This is a genomic window from Brachybacterium nesterenkovii, assembly GCF_900163655.1.
Lineage (GTDB): Bacteria > Actinomycetota > Actinomycetes > Actinomycetales > Dermabacteraceae > Brachybacterium > Brachybacterium nesterenkovii.
Genome location: NZ_FWFG01000064.1, coordinates 22,150 through 45,362 on the forward strand (window position 1 = coordinate 22,150; position 23,213 = coordinate 45,362).

Annotated in this window: 18 protein-coding genes and 1 pseudogene; 6 read left to right on the plus strand and 13 right to left on the minus strand. The window is 71.6% G+C overall.

The features are described from left to right. Positions 1-431: 431 nt before the first annotated feature. Positions 432-2,282, plus strand: a pseudogene (locus tag FM110_RS07135) (BCCT family transporter). Between the two features lie 489 nt (positions 2,283-2,771). Here FM110_RS07135 and FM110_RS07140 read toward each other — a convergent pair. The 10 genes from FM110_RS07140 to FM110_RS07185 all read right to left on the minus strand — a co-directional run bounded on the left by FM110_RS07140 (position 2,772) and on the right by FM110_RS07185 (position 14,355). Further along, positions 2,772-3,923, minus strand: a complete 1,152-nt coding sequence (locus FM110_RS07140) for a glycosyltransferase family 4 protein (protein WP_087104006.1) — start codon at positions 3,921-3,923, stop codon at positions 2,772-2,774. A 14-nt stretch (positions 3,924-3,937) separates the two neighbouring features. Next, the gene (locus FM110_RS07145; protein WP_234992013.1) at positions 3,938-5,302 is read right to left on the minus strand and encodes a glycosyltransferase family 4 protein; all 1,365 of its coding nucleotides are present in this window, start codon (positions 5,300-5,302) and stop codon (positions 3,938-3,940) included. Positions 5,303-5,405: 103 nt separating this feature from the next. Continuing rightward, positions 5,406-5,888, minus strand: a complete 483-nt coding sequence (locus FM110_RS07150) for a YbhB/YbcL family Raf kinase inhibitor-like protein (protein WP_087104010.1) — start codon at positions 5,886-5,888, stop codon at positions 5,406-5,408. 161 nt (positions 5,889-6,049) lie between these two features. Continuing rightward, entirely contained in the window at positions 6,050-7,336 is a 1,287-nt protein-coding gene (locus FM110_RS07155; RefSeq protein WP_087104012.1) for a carboxylate--amine ligase, read from the minus strand. Positions 7,337-7,353: 17 nt separating this feature from the next. Further along, a complete protein-coding gene (locus tag FM110_RS07160) occupies positions 7,354-8,613 on the minus strand; it encodes a carboxylate--amine ligase (RefSeq protein ID WP_087104014.1) in 1,260 nt (419 codons plus the stop codon). Positions 8,614-8,649: 36 nt separating this feature from the next. Beyond that, positions 8,650-10,293, minus strand: a complete 1,644-nt coding sequence (locus tag FM110_RS07165) for a glycoside hydrolase family 13 protein (RefSeq protein WP_087104015.1) — start codon at positions 10,291-10,293, stop codon at positions 8,650-8,652. 137 nt (positions 10,294-10,430) lie between these two features. Continuing rightward, positions 10,431-11,072, minus strand: coding sequence for a MusI family membrane protein (locus FM110_RS07170; RefSeq protein WP_200810190.1), 642 nt, complete (start codon positions 11,070-11,072; stop codon positions 10,431-10,433). Between the two features lie 40 nt (positions 11,073-11,112). Beyond that, positions 11,113-12,015, minus strand: a complete 903-nt coding sequence (locus FM110_RS07175) for a carbohydrate ABC transporter permease (protein ID WP_234992014.1) — start codon at positions 12,013-12,015, stop codon at positions 11,113-11,115. Beyond that, positions 12,012-12,857 carry a carbohydrate ABC transporter permease gene (locus FM110_RS07180; RefSeq protein ID WP_087104017.1) on the minus strand — a complete coding sequence of 282 codons (846 nt, stop codon included), beginning with the start codon at positions 12,855-12,857 and terminating at the stop codon, positions 12,012-12,014. The genes FM110_RS07175 and FM110_RS07180 overlap by 4 nt, the downstream gene beginning before the upstream one ends. A 103-nt stretch (positions 12,858-12,960) precedes the next feature. Further along, the gene (locus FM110_RS07185; protein ID WP_234992016.1) at positions 12,961-14,355 is read right to left on the minus strand and encodes an ABC transporter substrate-binding protein; all 1,395 of its coding nucleotides are present in this window, start codon (positions 14,353-14,355) and stop codon (positions 12,961-12,963) included. Positions 14,356-14,539: 184 nt separating this feature from the next. On the opposite strand from FM110_RS07185, the gene FM110_RS07190 reads away from it, so the two are divergent. After that, positions 14,540-15,565 carry a LacI family DNA-binding transcriptional regulator gene (locus FM110_RS07190; RefSeq protein ID WP_087104020.1) on the plus strand — a complete coding sequence of 342 codons (1,026 nt, stop codon included), beginning with the start codon at positions 14,540-14,542 and terminating at the stop codon, positions 15,563-15,565. A gap of 93 nt (positions 15,566-15,658) precedes the next feature. Next, complete coding sequence (trpS, locus tag FM110_RS07195) at positions 15,659-16,741, plus strand: tryptophan--tRNA ligase (RefSeq protein WP_087104022.1); 1,083 nt, start codon at positions 15,659-15,661, stop codon at positions 16,739-16,741. A 24-nt stretch (positions 16,742-16,765) separates the two neighbouring features. Here the strand turns inward: trpS and FM110_RS07200 are convergent, their stop codons facing one another. Beyond that, entirely contained in the window at positions 16,766-18,412 is a 1,647-nt protein-coding gene (locus FM110_RS07200) for a DUF5129 domain-containing protein (protein ID WP_087104025.1), read from the minus strand. A gap of 180 nt (positions 18,413-18,592) precedes the next feature. Here FM110_RS07200 and cysK point away from each other — a divergent pair, with 180 nt between their 5' ends. Both cysK and epsC read left to right on the plus strand, forming a co-directional pair. Continuing rightward, a complete protein-coding gene (gene cysK / locus FM110_RS07205; protein ID WP_087104027.1) occupies positions 18,593-19,522 on the plus strand; it encodes a cysteine synthase A in 930 nt (309 codons plus the stop codon). Positions 19,523-19,547: 25 nt separating this feature from the next. Continuing rightward, positions 19,548-20,144 carry a serine O-acetyltransferase EpsC gene (gene epsC, locus FM110_RS07210; protein ID WP_087104028.1) on the plus strand — a complete coding sequence of 199 codons (597 nt, stop codon included), beginning with the start codon at positions 19,548-19,550 and terminating at the stop codon, positions 20,142-20,144. A gap of 18 nt (positions 20,145-20,162) precedes the next feature. Here the strand turns inward: epsC and FM110_RS07215 are convergent, their stop codons facing one another. Together FM110_RS07215 and FM110_RS07220 are read right to left on the minus strand one after the other, a co-directional pair. Beyond that, complete coding sequence (locus tag FM110_RS07215; RefSeq protein WP_234992018.1) at positions 20,163-20,960, minus strand: SIR2 family NAD-dependent protein deacylase; 798 nt, start codon at positions 20,958-20,960, stop codon at positions 20,163-20,165. After that, entirely contained in the window at positions 20,957-21,796 is an 840-nt protein-coding gene (locus tag FM110_RS07220) for an aldo/keto reductase (protein WP_087104032.1), read from the minus strand. Before FM110_RS07220 ends, FM110_RS07215 begins: the two co-directional genes overlap by 4 nt. 86 nt (positions 21,797-21,882) lie before the next feature. Here FM110_RS07220 and FM110_RS07225 point away from each other — a divergent pair, with 86 nt between their 5' ends. Further along, positions 21,883-23,190, plus strand: coding sequence for an arginine deiminase (locus FM110_RS07225; RefSeq protein ID WP_087104033.1), 1,308 nt, complete (start codon positions 21,883-21,885; stop codon positions 23,188-23,190). The last annotated feature ends 23 nt before the right edge of the window (positions 23,191-23,213 follow it).

The following is a 23,213-nucleotide window of genomic DNA, read 5'->3' on the forward strand; positions in this document are numbered from 1 at the left end:
CTCACGTCGCCTCCCGCGCGGTCGGTGAGATGCGCGCGGGCATCGCGGGTCACGTGGAGGCCTCCCGGCCCCTCGCCTACTCTTGTGCGGGCCCGGACCCCGGTCGCCGTTCTCGGTAGCCGACCGCCCGCTGACAGGAGCACCCTGTGGCCTCAGAGCCCACGTCGACCTCCCGCCCGCCCGCCGCCGACCTCCGCGACTCGGCATCCGACCCCGCAGATGCCGCCCCGCAGGCGGCCAGCGCTCCCGCATCCGAGGCCCCGCTGCCCGGTCGTCCGCTGCCCGACAGCCCGGTGCCTGGCAGTCCTGTGCCCGACAGCCTGGTCCCCGACCCGCGCCCTGAGGAGCCGGACTACCCGCACGGCCTGCATCCGGGCCTCGTCCCCGGCGTCCCCGTCGACCGCAACCGCATCCGCTTCGGCCTGGACCGCGTGGTCTTCGGCATCACCGGCACGCTCGTCCTCGCCTTCGTGGTCTGGGGCATCCTCGCCCTCGGCGCCATCGGCACCGTCACGGGGACCGCGATCGGCTGGGTCATGCGCAACCTCGGCTGGCTGTTCAACCTGTGCGTCGCAGGCGTGCTGCTGTTCATGCTCTACCTGGCCTTCAGCCGCTAGGGGGACATCCCGCTGGGACCCGACGGGGAGGAGCCCGAGTTCAGCCGCTTCGCCTGGGTGGCCATGATGTTCGGCGCCGGCATCGGCGTGGGCATCTTCTTCTACGGGCCCTACGAGCCGCTTTTCCACTACGTGACCCCGCCGCCAGAGACCGTCGCGAGGGAGACCCCCGAGGCCCTGCACCACAGCCTCGCACAGGTGATCTTCGAATGGGGCCCGCACGCCTGGGCGATCTACGCCCTCGTCGGCGGCGCCGTCGCCTACTCCTCCTACCGACGCGGCCGCCCCTCCCTGCTCAGCTCCGTGTTCCACGCCCTCATCGGCTCCCGCCACACGCAGGGGACGGTGGGGCGGATCATCGACATGGCCGCGATCATCGCCACCGTGTTCGGAACCGCCGGGGCCCTCGGCATCGCCGCCCTGCAGATCATGGAGGGCGTCCAGGTGGTCACGGGCGTCGGCCGCGTCGGCAACGGCGTGCTCGTGCTCATCATCGCCTTGCTTGGCGTCGCCGTGATCGTCTCCGCGGTCTCCGGCGTCTCCCGCGGCATCCGCTACCTGTCGAACGTCAACATCGCCCTCACGCTCGCGCTCGTCGCGTTCGTGTTCGTCACCGGGCCTACGCTGTTCCTGCTCAACCTCATCCCGTCCTCCGTCATGCAGTACGGCCAGGAGGTGCTCGGGATGATGAGCCGCTCGCTGTCGTGGGGCGAGGAGACCGTGGAGTGGCAGGCCGCGTGGAGCGTCTTCTACTTCGCCTGGTGGATCGCCTGGTCGCCCTTCGTGGGGATCTTCCTGGCCCGCATCTCCCGCGGCCGGACGATCCGCGAGTTCGTGCTGGGCACCATGCTGATCCCCAGCTCGATCCTCGTGATCGCCTTCGCCGTCTTCGGCGGCACCTCGATCAGCATGTACCGCGACGGCGTCGAGGGCATCACGCCGGAGGCCAGCCCGCCGCAGGTGCTGTTCGGCATGTTCGAGCACCTGCCGCTGTCGGGCCTGGTGTCGGTTCTCGTGTGCATCGTCCTGGCGAGCTTCTTCATCACCAGCGCGGACTCGGCGTCCGTGGTGATGGGCACGCTGTCCTCGCGCGGCGACCCGAAGCCCCGCAAGGCCCTCGTGATCTTCTGGGGCGTGATGATGATCGGCATCGCCGTGGTGATGCTGCTGGCCGGCGGCGAGACCACGCTGGACGCCCTGCAGAGCCTCATGATCATCGTGACGGTGCCCTTCGCGGCGATCCTGCTGCTGGTGGCCGCGGCGTTCCACAAGGAGCTGTCGACGGATCCGGCGGCCATCCGCCAGGATCACGCTTCGGCCGCTCTTGACCTCGCGGTCCGACGCGGCATCGAGGAGCACGGCGACGACTGGACGTTCCCCGTCGGGTCCTCGCCCGCCGGGCAGGGCGCCGGTGCGGAGATCGACTCGCGCAGCGAGCACGTCACCGCGTGGTATCGCCGCACGGACGAGGACGGCCAGCCCGTGGACTACGACTACGAGACCGACACCTGGGGCGATGGCTGGACCCATGAGGACGACGAGCCCGAGGGCGACGAGCCCGCCGATGGTGAGCGCGCAGATGGCGTGACCGTGGACGACGAGCGCACGGACGGCGTGCCCGCGGACGCCGTGCCTGCGGACGGCGAGCCGGCGGCGCGCGCCTGACGCCAGGTGCCGCGTGCTCGCTCATCCCTGCTCCGCGTTGTGTCCGTTTCCGTGTACATGCCCGCGTGCATGTACACGGGAACGGACACAGGCGATCCGGTGCGGGGTGGGGTCCGCCTGTCAGCCGCAGCCACCGCCACTACTACCGGCCGCAGCCACAGCCACCGCCTCGCGCGCGGTCACCTGACCTGCTGCCTCATGCCGCCGTCGAGTGTCACGCTGCGACTCGGATCGGCGCGATTCTGGCATCCAGGCTGACACTCGACGCGCACCCCGGAGGATGGTGGCGGGGGTAACCAGGCTGGCGCTCGACGCGCATTCCGGAGGATGGTGGCGGGGGTAACCAGGCTGGCGCTCGACGCGCACCCCGGAGGATGGTGGCGGGGCAGCGGGGCTGGCGCTCGATGCGCATTCCGGACCAGCGGCGCACCCCGGACCAGCGGCGCACCCGGACCAGCGGCACGTGGCGCCGTCCCGAGCCCTCGCCCCTCAGCGACCGATCGGCCGCACGCCCTGGACGCGGTAGATCTCGCCCAGGCGCTCGGCCACCCGGTGCAGGTCCACCGCCTCGGCCTCGGCGCGACCGGCGGCCGTGAGATCCGGCAGATCGCCGGCCAGCAGCGCGCTCAGACGCGCCACCGCATCATCGACCACGGCACGGCCCTCGCCGCGCACCATGTGCGTGACGCGGCCATCGGCCAGCCACTCGCGGTAGATCGGGATGTCGCGCACCACCACCGGGGCCTCGCACGCGAGCGCCTCGAGCAGCACGATCCCCTCGGTCTCCTCGCGGGTGAGGAAGCAGAAGGCGTCGCAGCCCGCGTAGGCGTCCCGCAGCACCGTCGGCGCGACGTAGCCGGGGAACAGGCAGTTGGCGGGGGCACCGGCGATCGCCGCGGCCACGTCCCGGGTGATCATCCGCGGATCCGTGCGGCCGTACCAGACGAAGGTGACGTCCGGCAGGCGCCGGGCCACCTCGACCCAGTCGAGGATCCCCTTGCGGACCATCTGCAGGCCCACGCTCATCACGACCTGCGCGTCCGGAGCCAGCCCCAGGCTCTCGCGCAGGCGCTCCCGGGCCGACGGGTCGGGACGGAAGAAGGTCGTGTCCACGCCGTTGGACAGCACGTGGATGTTGCGGCGCAGCCGGTACTGCGGGCGCGAGATCAGGGAGCGCGCGTACGGGGTGGGCGTCACGACGGCGTCGCCCGTGCGGTAGATCGACGCGATCCAGCGGCGGAACCACGGCGCGATCGCATTGGCCCCGGTGAACGAGTCCCGGAAGTCCTCCTCCGTCGAATGCGCCCACACGAGGACGGGCCGCCCCCGCCAGCGCGCCCAGCGGGCCAGCAGGGGGGTGTCGGGGAAGGGGGTGTTCAGGTGCACCACGTCGAACGGCGCGAACGGACTGGTGACCACCTCATGGCCCAGGGCCTCGACGGCCCGGCGCTGATGGCGCATGGCCTCGCCGATGCCGGACTGGGTGGCCAGGGCCGCCAGCCCGCGGGGGATCAGCACCCGCAGCGGACGATCCGGGACCGGCGCGGCAGGGCGGCGCGAGGGGACGTGGCGGCGGGAGGCGGAGGAGAGGCGGTCGAGGAGTCGATCGCATAGGGTCCCGGGGAGGCGGGTGCGGGGCATCGGGGGCGCCCGGTTCAGGCCGCAGCGGGCGCGGCAGGCGCAGCGGGCGCGGGAGGCGCAGAGGGCGCACCGGGCGCGGCAGGTGCAACCGGCGCACCGGTGCGGCGGGCGATGGCCTCGCGGTACACGGCGATGGCCGCGCGGCCGAAGGCCTCCGCGCCGCAGGACTCGTGCGCGTGCGCGGCGGCGGCGCGGGACATGCGCCCGCGCACATTGGCGTGGTCGAGGAGGTCGCCGAGGCGGTAGACGAACTCCGCCCGGCCCTCGTACTGCCAGCCGGTGATCCCGTCGAGGACCACGCCCGTGAGCGAGGGGTCGCGGCGGCACAGCAGCGGCGTGCCGCAGGCGAGCGCCTCGATGAAGGTCAGCCCCTGGGTCTCGCTGAGGGACGCGCTGACGAACACGTCGCCCATCCGGTACCAGCGCGGCACCTCGGCGGGGTCGACGGCGCCGATGAGGCGGACGCGATCGGCGAGCCCCAGCTCGCGCGCGTGCTGCTCGAGCTCGGTGCGGAAGGGCCCGTCGCCGACGAGCACCAGGGTCCAGTCCTCGCGGCCCGATGCTGCCAGGTGCGAGAGCACCTCGTCGAGATTCTTCTCCTTGGCCAGGCGGCACACGGAGACGAGCACGCGGTGGTCGGCCGGGATGCCCAGCTCGCGGCGCAGCGCGGCGGCGTCCTCGTGCTCGGCCGCGGTGCCCGCCGGGCGGAAGCGGCTCAGATCCAGCCCGGTGGGGACCACGTGGATGGGGCGGTCGACGCCGTAGCCGCGCAGCAGGGCGTCGACCTTGGCGGTGGGCACCACGACGTCATCGGTGCGGGCCAGCACGCGGCGGGAGAACGTCTCGACCACTTTGCGGCCCATGGTGCGCGAGGGCGAGTAGTAGTGCGTGTAGTCCTCGTAGATGGTGTGGTACGTGTGCACCAGCGGGATGCCGAGCTCGCGAGACAGGCTGCGGGCCCACACGAAGGTGGAGAACTCGCACTGGGAGTGGATCACGTCGGGTGCCCAGTCCAGCAGGGCGCGGCGGATCGGGTCGTTGCGCAGCACGCCGATGCGGGCGCGGTCGTACAGGATCGATGCGGAGATCGAGCCGAGGCGGTAGACGCCGTCGTCGGAGGCGGAGGAGTGCAGCCCCTCGGCGAGCGTGAGCACGCGGACCTCGCATCCCGCCTTCTCGAGCTCGCGGCGCAGGGTCGTGACGGAGGCGACGACGCCGTTGACGGCGGGCTCCCACCAGTCGGTGGTGAGCAGCACCCGCAGCGGGCGGCGCACGGACGCGGGCACGGGCATGGGGGAGGGGAAGGGAGCCGGGACGTCGACTGTCCACCCGACAGGCTGCTGCCTGCTGGTGGGGTCGCCCACGGTCGATGCGGTCATGCCCCGAGACTACGGCGCTGCCTGGGTCGCGGTGGTCCGCCGCGCCCCGGAGTTTCCCCGGAAGGTCGGGACCGTCACGTCTCCGCCGTCGGGACGATACGCGTCAGTCGTCGGCGCGATACGTCGCCGTCACCGAGGCGCTCGCCAGGGCCTGCGTGTGGATCGCGAAGCGCGCCTGGACGTGCGGCGCCTCGGCGTCCACGCCCAGGGTCTCGACGGGCAGGGCGTGCACGGTGAAGACGTAGCGGTGCTCCTCGCCCGCGGGCGGGAACGCGCCGGTGTAGCCGGGCTCCCCGGCGTCGCTGACGCCCTGGACGAGGCCGTCGGCGTCGCGCGGCAGGCCGGCCGGGAGGCTGGTCGTGGACGCCGGGATGTCCCAGGCGATCCAGTGCCAGAAGCCCGAGCCCGTGGGGGCGTCCGGGTCGTAGCAGGTGATCGCGAAGGACCGCGTGCCCTCGGGCGCACCGGACCAGCTCAGATCGGGGGAGATCGACGGCCCGCCGGCGGGCTCGCCCACCTGGTCATGGGCGAGGACGGAGCCGTCGGGCACAGCGGACGAGGTCAGGGTGAACGTGTTCTGGGTCATGGTCCCCAGCCTACGAAGACTCCGCGGGCGCGCATCCAGGGGATGCGGAGGTTGGACCACCAGGTTCCGCGTCGGACGGCGAGATCGCCCCGGGGCAGAGCGCGACCGGAGCCCGCAGCGACGCGACCGCCCGCGAGGGCTGATCCTCAGGGGCCGACGCCTCAGAACCCGTCGGTCGTCGGCTTCGGGTAGTGGCGCAGGAACTTGCGCACCTGGTTGACCATCGCGAGGGCCACGTACTTGCGGCGGCCCAGGCCCTCGGGCCCGTACAGCAGCGGGTGGACCGTCGCGCCCTTGGCGATCGCCTTGACCCGGCGCAGCAGCGCGGGATCGGTGATGTAGCGCCACAGCAGCGGCTTCGGGACGATCGAGTACAGGATCTCCCGCTGCGGGGTGATCCGCTCGATCGCGCGCTGCTCCACGACGTCGGCGACCACCGCGCGCGCGACGTTCGCGCCGGCCGCGGTCATGTACACGTTGTTGCGGCCGATACGGGGGTTGACCTCGAAGAACTTCGCGACGCCGTCCTTCGGATCCACCTTCACGTCGAAGTTCGCGTAGCCGCGGTAGCCCGTGTGCTGCAAGAAGGCGACGGACTGCTCGGCGATCTCGCCCTGGTCGGTGGTGATCATCGCGGCGGGGTTGCCCAGCGCGCCCGGCGTGTGCTCCTCGAGCAGCACGTGCGCGCCGCCCAGCAGCGTCACCTCGCCGCGGGAGTCGACGTACGCGGTGATCGACCGCATCGCGGTGTCGTCGCCGCCGACCATCTCCTGGACCACGAAGCGATCGTCGAAACCGGCGGCGTCCAGGGTCCGCACCAGCTCCTCGAGCTCGGCGAGCGAGGCGATCTCGTACACCTTCTTCTTGCCCGCGAAGGAGACGCGCGAGTACGCCGAGGAGCGCGAGGTCTTGGCCACCACCGGGTAGGGCAGGTCGATCTCGGGCACGGGGGTGGGGCCCTCGCCGGAGAAGTCGATGATGATCGTGCGCGGGGTGGGCACGCCGATCTCGGTGCACAGGCGGGTGAACTCGGCCTTGTCGGAGACCGCCTCGAGGGTCTCCGGCGCCAGGATCGGCAGCACGAACACCTCGCCGAGCGCCTCGCGGTTCTCGCTCATGAGCACCACGAGCCAGTCCGCGTTGGCCAGCAGGATGATCGGGACGTCGGCACCGCGGCGCTCCCGGATCTCGCGCCCCGCCGCGAGCAGCGCGGACACCAGTTGCTCGTCGCTCGCGCCCATCCCGACCTCGCGGGTGCGCAGGATCCGCGAGTCCGCGACCGGCCCGGACACCTGCCGGGTCACGACCGTGGAGACGGTCCCGTACTCCTCGTGGAAGGCGCGGGCCAGCGCGTAGATGCCGATGTCGCCGCCCAGCAGCACGACCTCGACATCGGGGAGGCCGCGAGCGGGGGTCGGCTCGGCGGAGGGAACGGTCGCAGAGGTCACGGGGTCTCCTGGTCGGCTCAGAAGCCGGTGTCGGTGGGGCGCGGGTAGACCGCGCGGTACTTGCGCACGAAGTTCAGCCCGGACACGGTCGCATAGGCCTTCATCCAGGCGCCCTCGGGGCGGTACCGGAACGGGTTGGCGAGCTTCGTCCGGGCCAGGCGCCGTACGCGATCCCGCAGGGCGGCGTCGCGGATGTACCGCAGCACCAGGCGCACCGGGAGGATCGAGTACAGGAACGGCTCGGTCACGACCACCTGCTCGATGTCGTGTCCGAGCACGAGGTCCTCGACCACGTGGCGCGCCACGGACTCGCCCGTCGCGGTCACGTAGTAGTTGTTGCGGCCGATGCGCGGATTCAGCTCGAAGAAGCACTCCTCGCCCGTGCGCGGGTCCACCTTCACGTCGAAGTTCGCGAAGCCCACGTAGTCGACGGCGTCGAGGAAGCGGGCGGCGGCGTCGGTCAGGCTCGGGAAGGAGCCGGTGACCATCGCGGCGGGACGGCCCAGGGCATCGGGCGTGTGCTCGCCCAGCAGCACCTGCGCGGCGCACAGCAGCGTGACCTTCCCGCGGCTCGAGCGGTACGCGGTGATCGAGCGGCAGACGGTGTCGTCGCCCGGGATCAGCTCCTGGAACAGGAAGCGGCCGGTGAAGCCGGCCTCGCGCAGGCGTCGCACCGTGTCGCGGACGTCCTCGGCGGACTCCAGGAAGTACACCTTCTTCTTGCCCTCGAAGGACAGGTGGGAGTACTCGGCGGTGTTCGCGGCCTTGCCGACGCAGGGGAAGGACCACGGCAGCTCGTCGTCCCCGTTCCAGTCCGGCTCGCCGGCCCGCGAGAAGTCGACGATCACGGTGGGCGGGGTCGCGATGCCCAAGCCCTGGCAGATCTCGGCGAACTCCGCCTTGTCGGCCAGGCGCTCGAGCATCGCGCGCGGCACCTGCCCCAGCAGGTAGTCCGGCTCAAGATCCTCGCGGAAGCGGTCGATGAAGTCGATCAGCGAATCCGCATTGCACAGCAGCAGAGCGGGGCGCCCCTCCGGGCGCTTCGCGGCGAGATCGACGAGCGCGTCGCGCATCGCCTCGTCGCTCGCGCCCTTGCCCAGCACCACCGTGTCCGCCGTGACCGTGCGCTCGTTCATCTCGACGGGCACGCGGCACACGACGGTCGACCGCATCCCGTACTCCTGGTGGAAGGCGATCGTGAGGTTCAGGGAGTTGAGGCCCGCTCCCAGGACGACGACGTCGAAACCGGGATCGGGGGCTGGAGCGCTCTCGGGCATGGCCGTGATCCTACCGAGACCCCGATCCTCGGCCGCTCAGATCTCCCGCAGCCAGACCGTGGTCTCGGCGGGGATCACATCGGCGTCGACCGGGCCGGAGGCGGCGATCACACCCAGGCCGGCGGCGCCCGGCAGCTTCGCGAGCGGGACGTCCGCGTCGGTCGTGTTGACCGCGACGAGCACCCCGCCGTGGAGCAGCGCCAGCACGCCCTCCGGCGCGTCCTCGACGAAGGCGACGCCGTCGGCGTGCTCGCCCAGGCGCAGCTCCCGACGCAGGTGCAGGGCCGTCCGGTACATCTCGAGGGTCGAGCCGTCGACGCCCTCCTGGAGGTCCGCCGCGACAGCGCCGAACGACTCCGGCTGGGGCAGCCAGCTCTTGCCCGTGGGCGAGAACCCGTAGGCGGGGGCGTCGTGGACCCAGGGGAGCGGGACGCGGCAGCCGTCGCGGCCGGGCACGCCCGCCCGCTTGTGCGCCGGGTCCTCGCGCAGCGCGTCGGGGATGTCGGCCACCTCCGGCAGGCCCAGCTCCTCGCCCTGGTACAGGTAGGCGGCGCCCGGCAGCGCCAGCATCAGCAGCGTCGCGGCGCGGGCGCGGCGCAGCCCCAGCTCCGCATCCGGGGTCTCCTCGCGCGAGAGGCCCTCGCCGAAGCGGTGCTCGGGCGCGAAGCCGTAGCGGGTGGCGTGGCGGATCACGTCGTGGTTGGAGAGCACCCAGGTGGTCGGGGAGTCGACCGCATCGGCCAGCTCGAGCGGCTTCTCGATCGCGCGGCGCATCGTGTCCACGCCCCAGCGGGCCTGGAGGAACCCGAAGTTGAAGGACTGGTGGGCGCGGTCGGCGCCGATGTACTGGGGCAGGCGGTGCTCGGGGATCCACGCCTCGAGCACCATCATGCGGTCCCCGTCGTACTCGTCGAGGAGCGGGCGCCACTCCTGGTAGATCTCCACCACGCCGTCGTTGTCGAAGTAGATCGGCACCTCGCCCTCGGGGATGTCGATGAGCCCGGCGGAGTTGACGGTCGCATCGGGCAGGCCCGCGGGCTTGGCCATCCCGTGGGCCACGTCCACGCGGAAGCCGTCGGCCCGGTGATCCAGCCAGAAGCGCAGCACGCCCGCGAACAGCTCGTGGACCGCGGGGTTCTCCCAGTTCCAGTCCGGCTGCGTGGTGTCGAAGATGTGCAGGTACCACTGGCCCGGGCTGCCGTCGGCCTCGGTGACGCGGGTCCAGGCGTCCCCGTGGAAGATCGACGTCCAGTTGTTCGGGGGCAGCTCCCCGTTCTCGCCGCGGCCGTCGCGGAAGATGTACATGTCCCGCTCGGGGGAGCCCGGGGCGGCCGCGAGCGCCCGCTGGAACAGCTCGTGCTCGTTCGAGGAGTGGTTGGGGACGATGTCCACGAGCACCTTCAGCCCCAGCTCATGGGCGCGGGCGATGAGGGCGTCGGCGTCCGCGAGGGTGCCGAAGCGCGGGTCGACGTCGCAGTAGTCCGCCACGTCGTAGCCCGCGTCGTGCTGCGGCGAGAGATAGAAGGGCGACAGCCACAGGGCGTCGACCCCCAGATCCCGCAGATACGGCAGGCGCTCGGTGATGCCGGGGAGGTCGCCCATCCCGTCGCCGTCGGAGTCGGCGAAGGAGCGGGGGTAGACCTGGTACACGACGGCGTCGCGCCACCACTGATGGGACATGCGGGGGATCCCTCCTGAGGGGTCGTGGGGTGATGGGGGGCGAGCCCGCGGGGTCGGTGTGCTCCTCGACGGTATGCGAGAAGAGTCGGGGGAGAGGACTCGGGAGCGGTCCCGAGAACGGTGTTGGGGGACGGTGCTCACACGGCGGCGCGAGCGTTCCGGCGCAGTTCGTCGATAGTGCGCCGTTGGACGAGGGCGATCAGGTAGGCGATGAAGGCGATGCCGAGGATGACCAGGAACCAGACGACGGCTCCGACGGCCCCCGGCAGGAGCGCGGCGAGAACGACCGGGGCGATGACCAGCACGAGGCACAGCGCGGTGGTCCCGAGGCGCCCGAGAGCGAGGCGGGCGGCATTGCGCAGATGCTGAGTCGCAGGAGCATCGAAGAGGGCGATCAGCGGCAGCAGCCACAGCAGAACGGCCAGCAGCATCAGCACTCCGAACGCGCTGAGCGCGGTGAGCGCATCGCCGACGGTGGGACTCGCCGCCGAGCCCGACAGCACCGTTCTCTCCCAGACCCCGAGCGCTCCGAGGGCGGGGAACGGCGGCCACCAGACGAGAGAGGCCTTCAGCTCGCTCCGGAACGTCCGCCACCAGGTGCGCGCGACGGAGCCGCCCTCATCGCGGGCCATCTCCATGACGGAGCGCGTGCACGCGACGAGGGATGCACCGGCTGTGACCACCGGAGCGCAGGCCACCAGTGTGAGCATGTTGACCAGGACCAGGTCGGCTGCAGCTGCCCAGGCCCGGTAGACGGGAGCGTCAGGGTTCAGACGCACGAGCGCTCCTGACGACGGCCGACAGGGTGGCGGATCGCTCTCACCCCTTGACCGCGCCGGCGGCGACGCCCTCCACGATGTGCTTCTGCCCGAAGAGGTAGAAGACGACGATGGGGATGATCGCGAGGACCAGCATGGCCATCTGCGCGCCCATGTCGCGGTTGCCGTTGGAGCCGATGAGCATCTGGATCACGATCGGGATCGTCTTGTAGCGCTCGTCCTGGCCGATCACGAGGTTGGGCAGGAGGAAGTCGTTCCACACCCACATCGCGTTGAGGATCGCGACGGTGACCGTGGTGGGCATGAGCAGCGGCATCACGATGCGGAAGTAGGTCTGCAGCGGGGAGCAGCCGTCCATGTAGGCGGCCTCCTCGATCTCCAGCGGGATCGACTTGATGAAGCCGGCGAAGAGGAAGACCGACAGGCCGCCGCCGAAGCCCAGGTACAGGAGGATCATCCCCCAGGGCGTCGCGAGTCCGAGCATGTCGGCGATCTTCACGGTGGGGAACATGACCATCTGGAAGGGCGCGACCATCGAGAACGCGAACAGGTAGTAGAGCAGCGACGTCCACCAGGTCTTCACGCGCGTGATGTAGTACGCCGTCATCGCGGTGAGGAGGACGATCACGGCGACGGAGCCGACCGTGATGAACAGCGACCAGCCGATCGCGCGGGCGAAGCCGGACAGCTGGAGACCGGTGATGTAGTTGTCCAGGCCTGCGAAGGTCTCGCCGTCCGGCAGCGCGAACGGCGCCCCCGAGATGAAGAACTTCCCCTTGAAGGAGTTGATCAGGATGAAGGCGAGGGGGACGAGCCAGATCAGCGAGAGGACCGTCATGAGGGCGACGAGGAACGGGGTTCCCGCGCCGTAGTGGCGGCTGGGCTTCGCCGCCCGTGCGGTCGTGGCGGGGGCGGCGGTCGGGGTGCTGGTCGAGGTGCTCACGCGTCGACCTCCTTCGAACGGGTCGCGCGCAGCTGGATGAGCGCGATGGCGGAGACGATGAGGAAGAAGACGACTGCCTGGGCCTGGGCCACGCCCTCCTGGCCGACCTTGGAGTACATGGCGTCGACGATGTTCAGCGCAGCCATCTGGGTCTTGTTCAGTGGAGCACCGGCCGTCAGCGCGAGGTTCTGGTCGTACATCTTGAAGGTGTTCGCCAGGGTGAGGAACAGGCAGATGGTGATCGAGGGCATCACCATGGGGATGGTGACGCTGCGCAGTGTCCGGGACTTGCCGGCCCCATCGATCTCGGCGGCTTCGAGCAGCTCTTTGGGGACGTTCTGGAGCCCGGCGATGTAGATGATCATCATGTAGCCGAGCATCTGCCAGTTCACGAGCATCACGAGGCCCAGGAGCCCGAGGCGCCAGTCGTTGACGATCGTCTGGCCCCAGTTCTTGAGGATCGCGTTGAGCATCACCTGCCAGGTGTACCCGAGGACGATGCCGCCGATGAGGTTGGGCATGAAGAACACCGAGCGGAACAGGTTGCGGCCGGGGAACCTCCGCGTGAGCAGGTAGGCGAGCGCGAAGGCGCCGACGTTGACCGTGACGATCGAGATCGCGGCGACCAGGGCGGTGAAGGCGAGCGCCGCCACGAATCCGGAGCGGTCGCCGAAGGCGTCCTTGTAGTTCTGGAGGCCGATGAACTCGGCATCGGTGAGCGTCGTGAAGTCGGTGAAGGAGAGGTAGAGGCCCATCGCGAAGGGGATGACGAACGCGATGAGGAACGCGAGGACCGTGGGGCCCGCGAAGATCGGGAAGTACTTCTTGAGTGCTCTGGTCATGATGCCTTCGTTCAGCCGCCGCCTGACGCGGGAGGGCGGTGCGGGGGACGGCGACGGCGCCCGATCTTCCGACAGGGCGCCGTCGTCATGTGCGAGGGGGCCGTCAGGCCTTCTCGGCGGCCCACTCGGTGGTGACGTACTCGATCACGGCCGCCCAGTCCTCCTTGCCCGAGGCGTACTGGGACAGGTGCTGGCCGAACTGGTCCTTGAAGTCCTGGCTGGGGAAGATCTGGAACACCCAGTTGATGGGGTAGAGGTCCTTGTTGTTCATGAACTCCGAGACCTGCTTGCCCAGCGGGTCCTCCGGGGCGAGCTCCGCGAAGGCGGTGTACGGCGCGATGATGCCGAGCTTCTCCGCGGCGAGCTTGCTGCCCTCGGGGTCGGTGAAGAGCCAGGTGAGGAAATCGCCGGTGGCCTTCTGCGCGGCCTCGGAGGCCTTGGAGTTGATGGTCAGGTAGTTCTCGGTGCCGATCGCGATACCCGAGTTCTCCTCGCCCTCGACGCCGATGTAGATCGGCATGAAGCGGATGTCCTCCTCCTTGACCGTGTTGCCGTCGACCTCGGAGATCTGCGACCAGGCCCAGTTGCCGTTCTGCACGAAAGCGGCTTGGCCGAGCGCGAACTCGGACATGGAATCCGTGACGGTCTTGGCCGAGGTCTCGGTCTTGGGAACGGTGGAGTTGTTCAGGTACAGGTCGAAGATCTGCTTGTACTGGTCCCCGTAGGTCATCTTGAACGCCTTGGTGTCCGTGGCGTTGGCGTCCCGCAGCTCGTAGAAGAGCGGGTAGTTGGCCAGGTGGGTATGCCAGCGCCAGTCCTCGCCCGGGGCGAGGGACGTGGAGGCGAAGACGCCCTTGATGCCGAGCTGGTCCTTCTTGGTCTGCATGTCCTCAGCGAGGGCCTTGAGGGCGTCGAAGCCCTTGACCTCGTCGATCGAGGCGACCTTCGCGCCCGGGAGGGTGAAGTACTTGTTGAGGATCGCGGCGTTGTAGATCAGGCCGTAGCCCTCATTGGCCAGCGGGAGGCCGTAGATCTTGCCGTCCTCGCCCTTGAGGCCCATCGAAGGGTCGATGAGCGCCTTGGCAGTCTCCGTCTCGGACATGTCCGTGGCGTAGTCCTTCCAGTTGGCCAGGCCGATCGGGCCGTTCATCTGGAACAGGGTGGGCGGGTTCGACTTGGCGACCTCGGACTTCAGGGTCTGCTCGTAGGTGCCCGAGGCTGCGGTGACGACCTTGACCTCGACGCCCTTGGCGTCCTGGTAGGTCTTCGCGATCTCCTTGAAGGCGGCCTCGGATTCCGGCTTGAAGTTCAGGAAGTAGATGCCGTCGCTGCTGCTGCCGCCGCCGGAGGATCCGTTGGAGCAGGCGGCCAGGGCGCTCGCGGCGGTGAGTGCGGCGGTTCCTCCGAGAAGGGCGCGGCGGGAGACGGGGTGCATGGGGGTCCTCCTTTGGACGCCGGCGGCACCGAGGGCGAGGAAGGACTTACGACGGATGAGCACCGTGTTCTCCTTTGAATCGTGGCGGGGCAGGGAACGAAGTTGCTTCCTGCAGGCCCCACACTAGGCGACCTGCCGAGTCTGTGCAAGAATGCGAAAGAACTTGCGAGCGTGTCGGCCGACACAGGAGTCCGCCGGGGGCCCAGAGCCTCGGACGAGCACGCGCCGCGACCATGAAGGAGCTTTCATGAAGCCCCGCCTGATCGACATCGCCCAGCGCGCCGACGTGAGCGAGGCGACCGTCTCCCGCGTTCTCAACGGTAAGCCGGGCGTCACCGAGGAGACCCGCTCCGCGGTGCTCGAGGCCGCCCGCGACCTGGGACGCGACCTCACGGGGCTGCCCGGCACCCGCGAGCGCCTCGTCGGCGTGCTCGTCCCCGACCTCGAGAACCCGATCTTCGCCCAGTGGGCCGAGCGCGTGGAGGCCGAGCTCTTCCAGCGCGGCGCCGCGACGCTGATCGCTGTGCGCGCCCGCACCGTCGAGCGCGAGCAGGAGGCCTTCGAGCGCTTCCTGCGGGCCGGCGCCTGCGGGATCGTCGTCGTCTCCGGCCACCACGCCCAGGAGGAGGGCTCCGTCGGCCACTACCGGGCCATCGTCCAGCAGGGCATCCCCCTGGCCCTCGTCAACGGCGTGCGGCCCGACCTCGACGCGACCTACATCTCGACCGACGATGACCGCGCGGTCCGGATGTCCATCGCGCACCTGCGCGAGCTCGGGCACACGGCGATCGCCCTGGCGGTGGGCGATGAGCGGACCTGGCCGGTGCGCGAGAAGGTGCGGGCCTTCGAGCAGGCGCTCGCGGCGGAGAGCGGCGTCCGCGGCACGGTCGCCTACACGGACTTCTCCTACGCGGGCGGGTATCAGGCGGCCCGGGAGGTCGCCGCCGCGGGCTGCACGGGCCTGCTGTGCGGCCCCGACGTCATGGCCGCCGGGGCGCTCGAGGGGGTGCGGTCGCTGGGCCTGGCGGTCCCCGGGGACGTCTCCGTCATCGGCTACGACGACGCCCAGTGGGCCGCGATGACCTCCCCGGCGCTGACGACGGTGCGCCAGAGCGTGCCCGAGATGGCGCGCGCCGCCGTCCGCGCCGTGCTCGAAGGTGGGGAGCACTCCCGGCGGCCGGCCCGCACCGAGCTGCAGACCATCCCGCAGCTCATCGTCCGCGGCACCACCGGGGCGGCCCCGCGCGGCGGAGCGGACGCGCCGGAGAGCTGAGCGGGCGTGCCGGGGAGCTGAGCGTGCCGGGGGGGCGGGGGCCGCGGGGGTCGGCCGCCGTGGCGCCGCCGAGCACCTCGTTACGATGTCCCGGTGACCGACGCCGCGAACCCCACCGTCCACCGTTCCAGCTACGACGCCGCGCTCGCGCGCAGCGAGGCGCTGGAGGCCCGCATCGCCTCCGACCCCTCCGGCCTGCGCGTCCTCACCGGCGACCGCCCCACGGGCGCCCTCCACGTGGGCCACTACTTCGGCACGCTGCGCAACCGCGTGCGCCTGCAGGAGGCGGGCGTCGAGACCTGGGTGCTCGTGGCCGACTACCAGGTGATCACCGACCGCGACGTGATCGGCGACATCAAGGGCTCGGTGCGCGAGCTGCTGACCGACTACCTGGCCGTGGGCATCGACCCCGAGCGCGCGACGATCTTCGCCCACTCCGCCGTCCCCGCGCTCAACCAGCTGCTGCTGCCGTTCCTCTCCCTCGTGACCCAGCCCGAGCTCGAGCGCAACCCCACCGTCAAGGCCGAGCTGCAGGCCGCGGGCAAGAGCGCCATGGGCGGTCTGCTGCTGACCTACCCCGTGCACCAGGCCGCGGACATCCTGTTCTGCCACGGCAACGTCGTGCCCGTCGGCAAGGACCAGCTGCCCCACATCGAGCAGACCCGCGTGATCGCGCGCCGCTTCAACGAGCGCTACGCGGGCGGCGAGCAGCTCTTCGCCGAGCCGGACGCGCTGCTCTCCGAGGCGCCGACGATCCTGGGCCTGGACGGGGACAAGATGAGCAAGTCCCGCGGCAACGCGATCATGCTGCGCATGACCGAGGCCGAGACCGCCAAGCTGGTCAAGAAGGCCAAGACCGACGCCGACCGCACGATCACCTTCGACCCGGAGGGTCGCCCCGAGGTCGCGAACCTCCTGACGCTCACCGCGCTGTCCACCGGCCGCACGCCGGAGGAGATCGCCGCCGAGATCGGCGACAAGGGCGCCGGGACGCTCAAGGTGATGTGCGCCGAGGCGCTGAACGCGCACTTCGCGCCGATCCGCGAGCGCCGCGCCGAGCTCGAGAAGGATCCCGCGCAGCTGTTCGAGATCCTCCGCCGCGGCAACGAGCGCGCGAACGCGGTGGCCGACGACACCCTCGCCCGGGTCCGCGAGGTCATGGGGATGGTCTACTGACCCTCCCTCAGCACTGCCCCTCCCTCAGAACCGGCCCGAGCTGCCTGCTCCCGAGAAGCCCCCGCCGCCGCCCGAGTAGCCGGAGAACCCGCCGCTCGAGGACGAGGACTGCGGCGGGTTGCGGTAGGTGTCCAGGTCGGTGCTGGCCGAGTGCTGCCATGTGCTCAGCCAGAGGATCGGGCTGAGGTTCCAGAACGGGTCGTAGGAGGCGGGGTACCGGCTCCAGCGGCGCCCGCGGATCGTGCCGTAGCGATCCCGCTCCGCGTAGCCCTGGCCGGCGTCGCGCATCACCTCGGCCTCCTGCTCGGAGCGGGCGGTCGCGGCGATCACCGCGTCGCGGTGCGCGGTGGCGGCCCGGCCCAGGGCCGCGGTCATGAGGTCCAGCTCGGCGAGCGCGTCGTCCGGGCTCATCGTCTGCTCCTCGAGCGCGCGGGTGGTCGAGGCCAGCCCCGACTCGGCCTTGTCCGCGACCGTGCGCAGGGCCCGGGCGGTCGGGGCGTCGGCCAGGCTCCGCTCCTGCATGACCGCCTGGTCCACCTGTGCGAGGGAGTCCCGGATCGGCGCCATCTCGCGCTCCCAGGCCTCGCGCCAGCGGCTGCCGCGGTTCAGGAGGTCATTGGTCGCGATGATCTGGTCGTCGAGCTCGTCGATCCGCGAGACGGCCGCGTCGAACGCGCGGGCGCGGTCAGCGCTGCCCGGCTTCAGCCCCCACATCACTCCGAGGTGCGCGGGCAGCTCCTGGCGCAGGCGCGTGGCCTCGGCGGCGCGCTGGGAGAACTCGTCGTAGTCGCGCAGCACCGGCTCGCCATAGCGGGAGGTCTCCGGGATGGTCTTGGCGGCCAGCTCCGTCTCGACGAACTGCATCATCACATCGTCGTAGCGGGCGATCGCGCGGCGGGCCCTGCGGGCGACGGAGGAGCCGCGCCAGAGGGTCGCGAAGAAGGCGGCCACCGCGAGCCCCACGGCCGCGAGGGCCGAGAGGATCACCGTCGGGTCCAGGTAGAAGGGGCGCCCGAGCAGGGATGCGTACTCCGCGGCGCCCTCGACGATCGCGCCGTTCCAATCGGCCTGGCGCGCAGGTCCCCGCATCGCCTCCTGGATGTCGACGAACTGCCCGTCGGAGAGCTTGACGTCCTCGCCGGCATAGGCGCCGACGAAGCGGTTGTCCGGGTCGATCGCGATGATCACGAGCCCGTCGCGCCAGAAGGCGCCGCCATCGGTGATCCACTCCGGGTGGTTCTGCGTGGCGTAGGCCAGCACGGCGTCGTTCAGCGCGAGGTTCGAGGAGGGGGAGTAGCCGAGGGCCCTGACGTCGACCGTGAGCGCGACGATGTCCACGCTCTCGCGGAAGTCGATCCTCTGCAGGCGCTCGGTGAGCGCGGCGGCGTTGAGGTCTCCCGTGGTGTCCTCGACCGTGATCGTGCGCGGTGCCTCCGCGCGCGCCGCCGGAGCTCCCGCGAGCAGCCCCGTCAGCAGGGCGAGAGCGAGCACCAGGGCGAGCACCGCGGTCCGGACCAGTGGCATGCGCGTCGCAGCGGCGCCCGCAGTCCCGGACGCAGCGGCGCCCGCAGTGCCGTTCCCGGTGCCGGTCGCGGCGCGCGCCAGCGGGGCGGGGCCGACGGCCGTGGTCGCAGCCGCAGGGGGACGGGTGCCGATCGGGGTGAGCGCCATGGCACGAACCTACGGCATCCGTGTGACGCGCGTCGCGGATGCCGCGCGCTCCGTGCGCGGCTCCCAGCGGACTCCCGATCACCGCTCCGGCTGCGCACTTATACTCCCGCCAAGAGAAGCTTAGGGCTGCGCGGTGCGGGAGACCTGCCGCCGCGGCCCCTGACCCGAGGAGGACACCGCATGCCCGTCTACGACAACGTCTCCGAGCTCGTCGGCCGCACCCCGCTGGTGCGCCTGAACCGCCTGGGCGAGGACGTGAAGGCCACCGTCCTGGCCAAGCTCGAGTTCTACAACCCCGCCAACTCCGTCAAGGACCGCATCGCCGTCGCCATGATCGACGCGGCCGAGCAGTCCGGGGACCTGCAGCCCGGCGGCACCATCGTCGAGGCCACGAGCGGCAACACCGGCATCGCGCTCGCGATGATCGGCACCTCCCGCGGCTACCGCGTGGTCCTGACCATGCCCGAGTCCATGTCCAAGGAGCGGCGCGCCCTGCTGCGCGCCTTCGGCGCCGAGCTCGTGCTCACCGAGGCCGCCGGCGGCATGAAGTCCGCCGTCGAGAAGGCCCGCGAGATCGCCGAGGAGACCGGCGGCGTCCAGGTGCGCCAGTTCGACAACCCCGCCAACGCCGCGATCCACGAGGCCACCACGGGCGTCGAGATCTGGGAGGACACCGACGGCGCCGTCGACGCCCTCGTGGCGGGCATCGGCACCGGCGGCACCATCACCGGCGCCGGGCGCGCGCTCAAGCAGCGCAAGAGCGACGTGAAGGTCTTCGCCGTCGAGCCGCAGGAGTCCCCGATCCTCAACGGCGGCAAGCCCGGCCCCCACAAGATCCAGGGCATCGGCGCGAACTTCGTGCCCACCGTCCTCGACCAGGACGTCTACGACGAGGTCCTCGACATCGACGCCGACGCCGCGATGGAGCGCGCCCGCTCGGTCGCCCGCACCGAGGGCCTGCTGGTGGGCATCTCCGCCGGCGCCGCGATCGAGGCCGCCGTCCGCATCGGCTCCCGCGACGAGATGGAGGGGAAGACCATCGTGGTGATCGTCCCGTCCTTCGGCGAGCGGTACCTGACCACGCCCCTGTACGCCGAGTACATGGACTGATCCCCGTAGAGGACCCCCCTTTCCCATGCGTTCCCTCCCCGGCGCGCTGCTGCGCGGCGCTCGTCGCGCCGCGCAGCACGTGCGCGACGACATCGCCACCGCGCAGCAGCGCGACCCCGCCTCCCAGTCCGGGGTGCAGATGGCGGTGACCTCGCCCGGCCTCCACGCGATCTGGGCCCACCGCGCCGCCCACGCGCTGTGGCGCCGCGAGCACCGCATGCCCGCGCTCCTCGTGGCGCAGGCCGCGCGCTTCCTCACCGGGGTGGAGATCCATCCGGGCGCCCGCATCGGCCAGCGGTTCTTCATCGACCACGGCATGGGCGTGGTGATCGGGGAGACCGCCGAGGTGGGCGATGACGTCATGCTCTACCACGGCGTGACGCTGGGCGGGCGCAGCATGGAGCGCACCAAGCGCCACCCCACGGTCGGGGACGGCGTCGTGATCGGTGCGGGGGCCCGCCTGCTGGGCCCGGTGGAGATCGGCGACGGCGCGCAGATCGGCGCCAACGCCGTGGTGGTCAAGGACGTGCCCGGCGACGCGATCGCCGTGGGCGTGCCCGCCGTCATCCGCGGCGGCGCCGCCCATCACGGGCTGCTCGAGGACCCCGCGATCTGGATCTGACGCCCTCGCCCGGACGCGTCAGTCGAAAGGATCCAGGAACGTCGAGGACCGGACGCCGTTGAGGGCGCGCTCCCACTGGGGGAGCACGTCGTGGGCGTCGCCCGTGATGACCTCGTCGAACTGGGCGCGGGCGCTCACCGGATCCTCGGGGTTGACGTCGATCAGCACGGTGCGGGCCCCGGCCCGGCGTGCCGTGGGCGCGAGCTGCGCGGCCGGGAACACGACGCCGGAGGTCCCGACCGCCACGAACAGATCCGCCTCCCGGGCCAGGCGCTCGGCGCGCTCGAGGGCGTCGGCGGGGAGCATCTCATCGAACAGGACCACGTCGGGTCGCGTCGGCGCACCGCAGACCGGGCACAGTGAGGGCGCGCCGTGGTCCTCGGCGCGCTCCCCGTCCCCGGGGGCGAGCTTGGTGCTCCACGTGCAGTCCGGGCCCAGGCAGGCGGCGCGCCCCGCATCCCCGTGCAGCTCGGCCACGTCGCGGTTGCCCGCGGTTTGGTGCAGGCCGTCGACGTTCTGGGTGATCACGGCGGCGCCCATCCGCGCGATCGCCCGGTGCCCGGGCGTGGGGCCCGTGCGCTGCGCGGCGGCGTACATGCCTGGCCACACGCGCCACAGGTCCGGGATGCAGTCCGGCAGGGCGCTCGCGTGCATCGCCCGCTCGAGCTCGGGGTGCACGGCCCACAGGCCGTCCTCGCCGCGGAACGTCGGCAGGCCCGCGCGCGCCGAAAGCCCGGCGCCCGTCAGGAAGACGATGCGCCGGTGCTCGCGGGAGGGCCGGAAGGCGCTGCCGCGGGCGGACGCCCGGCCCGTCACCATTCCTCGTGCGTGCGCGAGTCCCAGGCGGCGTCCTCGCCCAGGTCCAGGCTCGCCAGCAGGGCGCGGTCCGCGTCATTGAGCAGCACGCCGTCCAGGCTCGCGTTGCGGCGCTGGCGCTCGGGATCCGTGGACTTCGGGATCACGATGATGCCCTGGTCGACCGCCCAGCGCAGCGAGACCTGCGACGGTTCGACCCGGTGCTCGGCGGCCACGCGGCGCAGGGCGAACTGGGCGGGCAGGCCCTCGCGACCGCCGAGCGGGCCCCAGGCCTGGGTGAGGATCCCGTGCTCGGCGTGGAAGGCGACCGCCTCGGTCCGGGGGAGGGCGGGAGAGAGCTGGATCTGGTTGATCTCCGGCCACTCGCCGGTGGCGGCGTGCAGCTCCTCCAGCTGCTCGCGGCGGAAGTTCGAGACGCCCGCATGGGCGATGAGCCCCTCCTCGCGCAGGTCCAGGAGCGTGCGCCACGTCTCCAGCGCGAGACCGCGGGAGGGATTGGGCCAATGGATGAGGACGATGTCGATGCGCTCGAGGCCCAGGCGGCGGGCGGACTCCTCGACGCCGCGGCGGGCCGCCTCGCGGCCCTGGTCCCCGCCGGCCACCTTCGTGGTCACGAGCACCTCGTCGCGGTCCACGCCGCTGTCGACGAGTCCCTGGCCGACGGCGGCCTCGTTGCCGTACTGGGCGGCGGTGTCGACCAGGCGGTAGCCCGCGCGCAGGGCGTTCGCGATCCCGGCCGCTCCCTCGACGCCCTTCATCGCGTTGGTGCCGAAGCCCACCAGCGGAACCGGCGTGCCGTCGCGGAAGGCGGTCATGGGGATGGACAGTGCGGCCATGTGGACCTCCTGGGCTCGGCGGGACAGGTCAGTCCTACCATGCGGGGACGACGACGATGCAGGACGACCGGTGAGCGGAGGCCCATATGGGCGGTGCAGGACATGCGGACGGTGCAGGACATGCGGACGGCGCAGGACACGGCGGGGCGGCGCGCTTCGGCATCGAGGACGAGATCAGCCCCCTGCGGCGGGTGATCGTCCACCGACCCGGCCTCGAGCTCGAGCGCCTCACGCCCGACACCCGCGATCGATTCCTGTTCGACGAGGTGCTGTGGACGGAGCGCGCCCAGGCCGAGCACGACGCCTTCACGGACGTCCTGCGGGCCGAGGGCGCCGAGGTGCTGGTGCTGGCGGATCTCCTGCGGGAGACCCTCGCGCAGCCCGGCGCCCGGGCCGAGGTGCTCGAGGCCACGCTCGACCCGCGTGTCCTCGGCGACATCGCCGTGCAGGATCTCCGTGCGTGCCTGGGCGACCTCCCGCCCGAGCGCCTGGTCGACGTCCTCATCGGCGGCATCTCCCGTGCCGAGGTCGAGGCGCTCGGCGTGCAGGTGCGCTCCGTGGCCCTGGCCCGCCTCGAGCCCGACGACTTCGTGCTCGACCCCCTGCCCAACCACCTGTTCACGCGAGACTCGTCCGCGTGGATCGGCCGCGGCGTCGCGGTCACCTCGATGCAGCGCACCGCCCGACGGCGCGAGAGCATCCACCTGACGGCGATCTACCACCGGCACCCCCTGTTCGCAGGCGCGCAGGCCGCAGCCGCGGCGGCGCCCGGGGAGCGTCCGGCGCTGTGGAGCGACGGGGCCGGGGGAGCGGCCGCGGTCGAGGGCGGCGACGTGCTCGTGCTGTCGCGCGACACCGTCGCGATCGGACTGTCCGAGCGGACCACGGCGGCCGGCGCCGAGCGCCTCGCCGGGCAGCTGCTCGAGCGCGGCGCCGCGCGCCGCGTGATCGCGCTCGCGATGCCGCATCGCCGCTCGATGATGCACCTGGACACGGTGATGACCGTGATCGACCCCGAGACGGTGATCCGCTACGCCGGGCTGGGCCCGCTCGCGACCTACGAGATCGAGCGGGTCGGAGGCCGCTTCACCACCACGGCCCATGCCCCCGAGGAGATGGACGCCGTGCTCGCGCGCGGCCTGGGGGTCCCCGCCCTGCGCGTCCTCGTGCCGCCGCTGGATCGCTGGGCCGCCGCCCGAGAGCAGTGGGACGACGGCTGCAACCTGCTGGCCGTCGCGCCCGGCCGGGTGATCGCGTACGAGCGGGCGGCCGCAACGAACGACCACCTGCGCTCCCAGGGCGTGGAGGTCATCGAGGTCGCGGGCGGCGAGCTGGGACGCGGGCGCGGAGGACCGCGCTGCATGACCTGCCCGGTGCTGCGCGAGAGCGTCTGACCGGGCTCGACCGGGGCCGCTGC

Bases quoted from the DNA above. Each gene is read 5' to 3' on its own strand.
- FM110_RS07150 (WP_087104010.1), bottom strand. From the start codon at position 5,888: ATGACCCAGAACACGTTCACCCTGACCTCGTCCGCTGTGCCCGACGGC.
- FM110_RS07180 (WP_087104017.1), bottom strand. From the start codon at position 12,857: ATGACCAGAGCACTCAAGAAGTACTTCCCGATCTTCGCGGGCCCCACG.
- FM110_RS07160 (WP_087104014.1), bottom strand. From the start codon at position 8,613: ATGCCCGAGAGCGCTCCAGCCCCCGATCCCGGTTTCGACGTCGTCGTC.
- FM110_RS07165 (WP_087104015.1), bottom strand. From the start codon at position 10,293: ATGTCCCATCAGTGGTGGCGCGACGCCGTCGTGTACCAGGTCTACCCC.
- cysK (WP_087104027.1), top strand. From the start codon at position 18,593: ATGCCCGTCTACGACAACGTCTCCGAGCTCGTCGGCCGCACCCCGCTG.
- FM110_RS07220 (WP_087104032.1), bottom strand. From the start codon at position 21,796: ATGGCCGCACTGTCCATCCCCATGACCGCCTTCCGCGACGGCACGCCG.
- FM110_RS07140 (WP_087104006.1), bottom strand. From the start codon at position 3,923: ATGCCCCGCACCCGCCTCCCCGGGACCCTATGCGATCGACTCCTCGAC.
- FM110_RS07200 (WP_087104025.1), bottom strand. From the start codon at position 18,412: ATGGCGCTCACCCCGATCGGCACCCGTCCCCCTGCGGCTGCGACCACG.
- epsC (WP_087104028.1), top strand. From the start codon at position 19,548: ATGCGTTCCCTCCCCGGCGCGCTGCTGCGCGGCGCTCGTCGCGCCGCG.
- FM110_RS07225 (WP_087104033.1), top strand. From the start codon at position 21,883: ATGGGCGGTGCAGGACATGCGGACGGTGCAGGACATGCGGACGGCGCA.
- FM110_RS07145 (WP_234992013.1), bottom strand. From the start codon at position 5,302: ATGACCGCATCGACCGTGGGCGACCCCACCAGCAGGCAGCAGCCTGTC.
- FM110_RS07190 (WP_087104020.1), top strand. From the start codon at position 14,540: ATGAAGCCCCGCCTGATCGACATCGCCCAGCGCGCCGACGTGAGCGAG.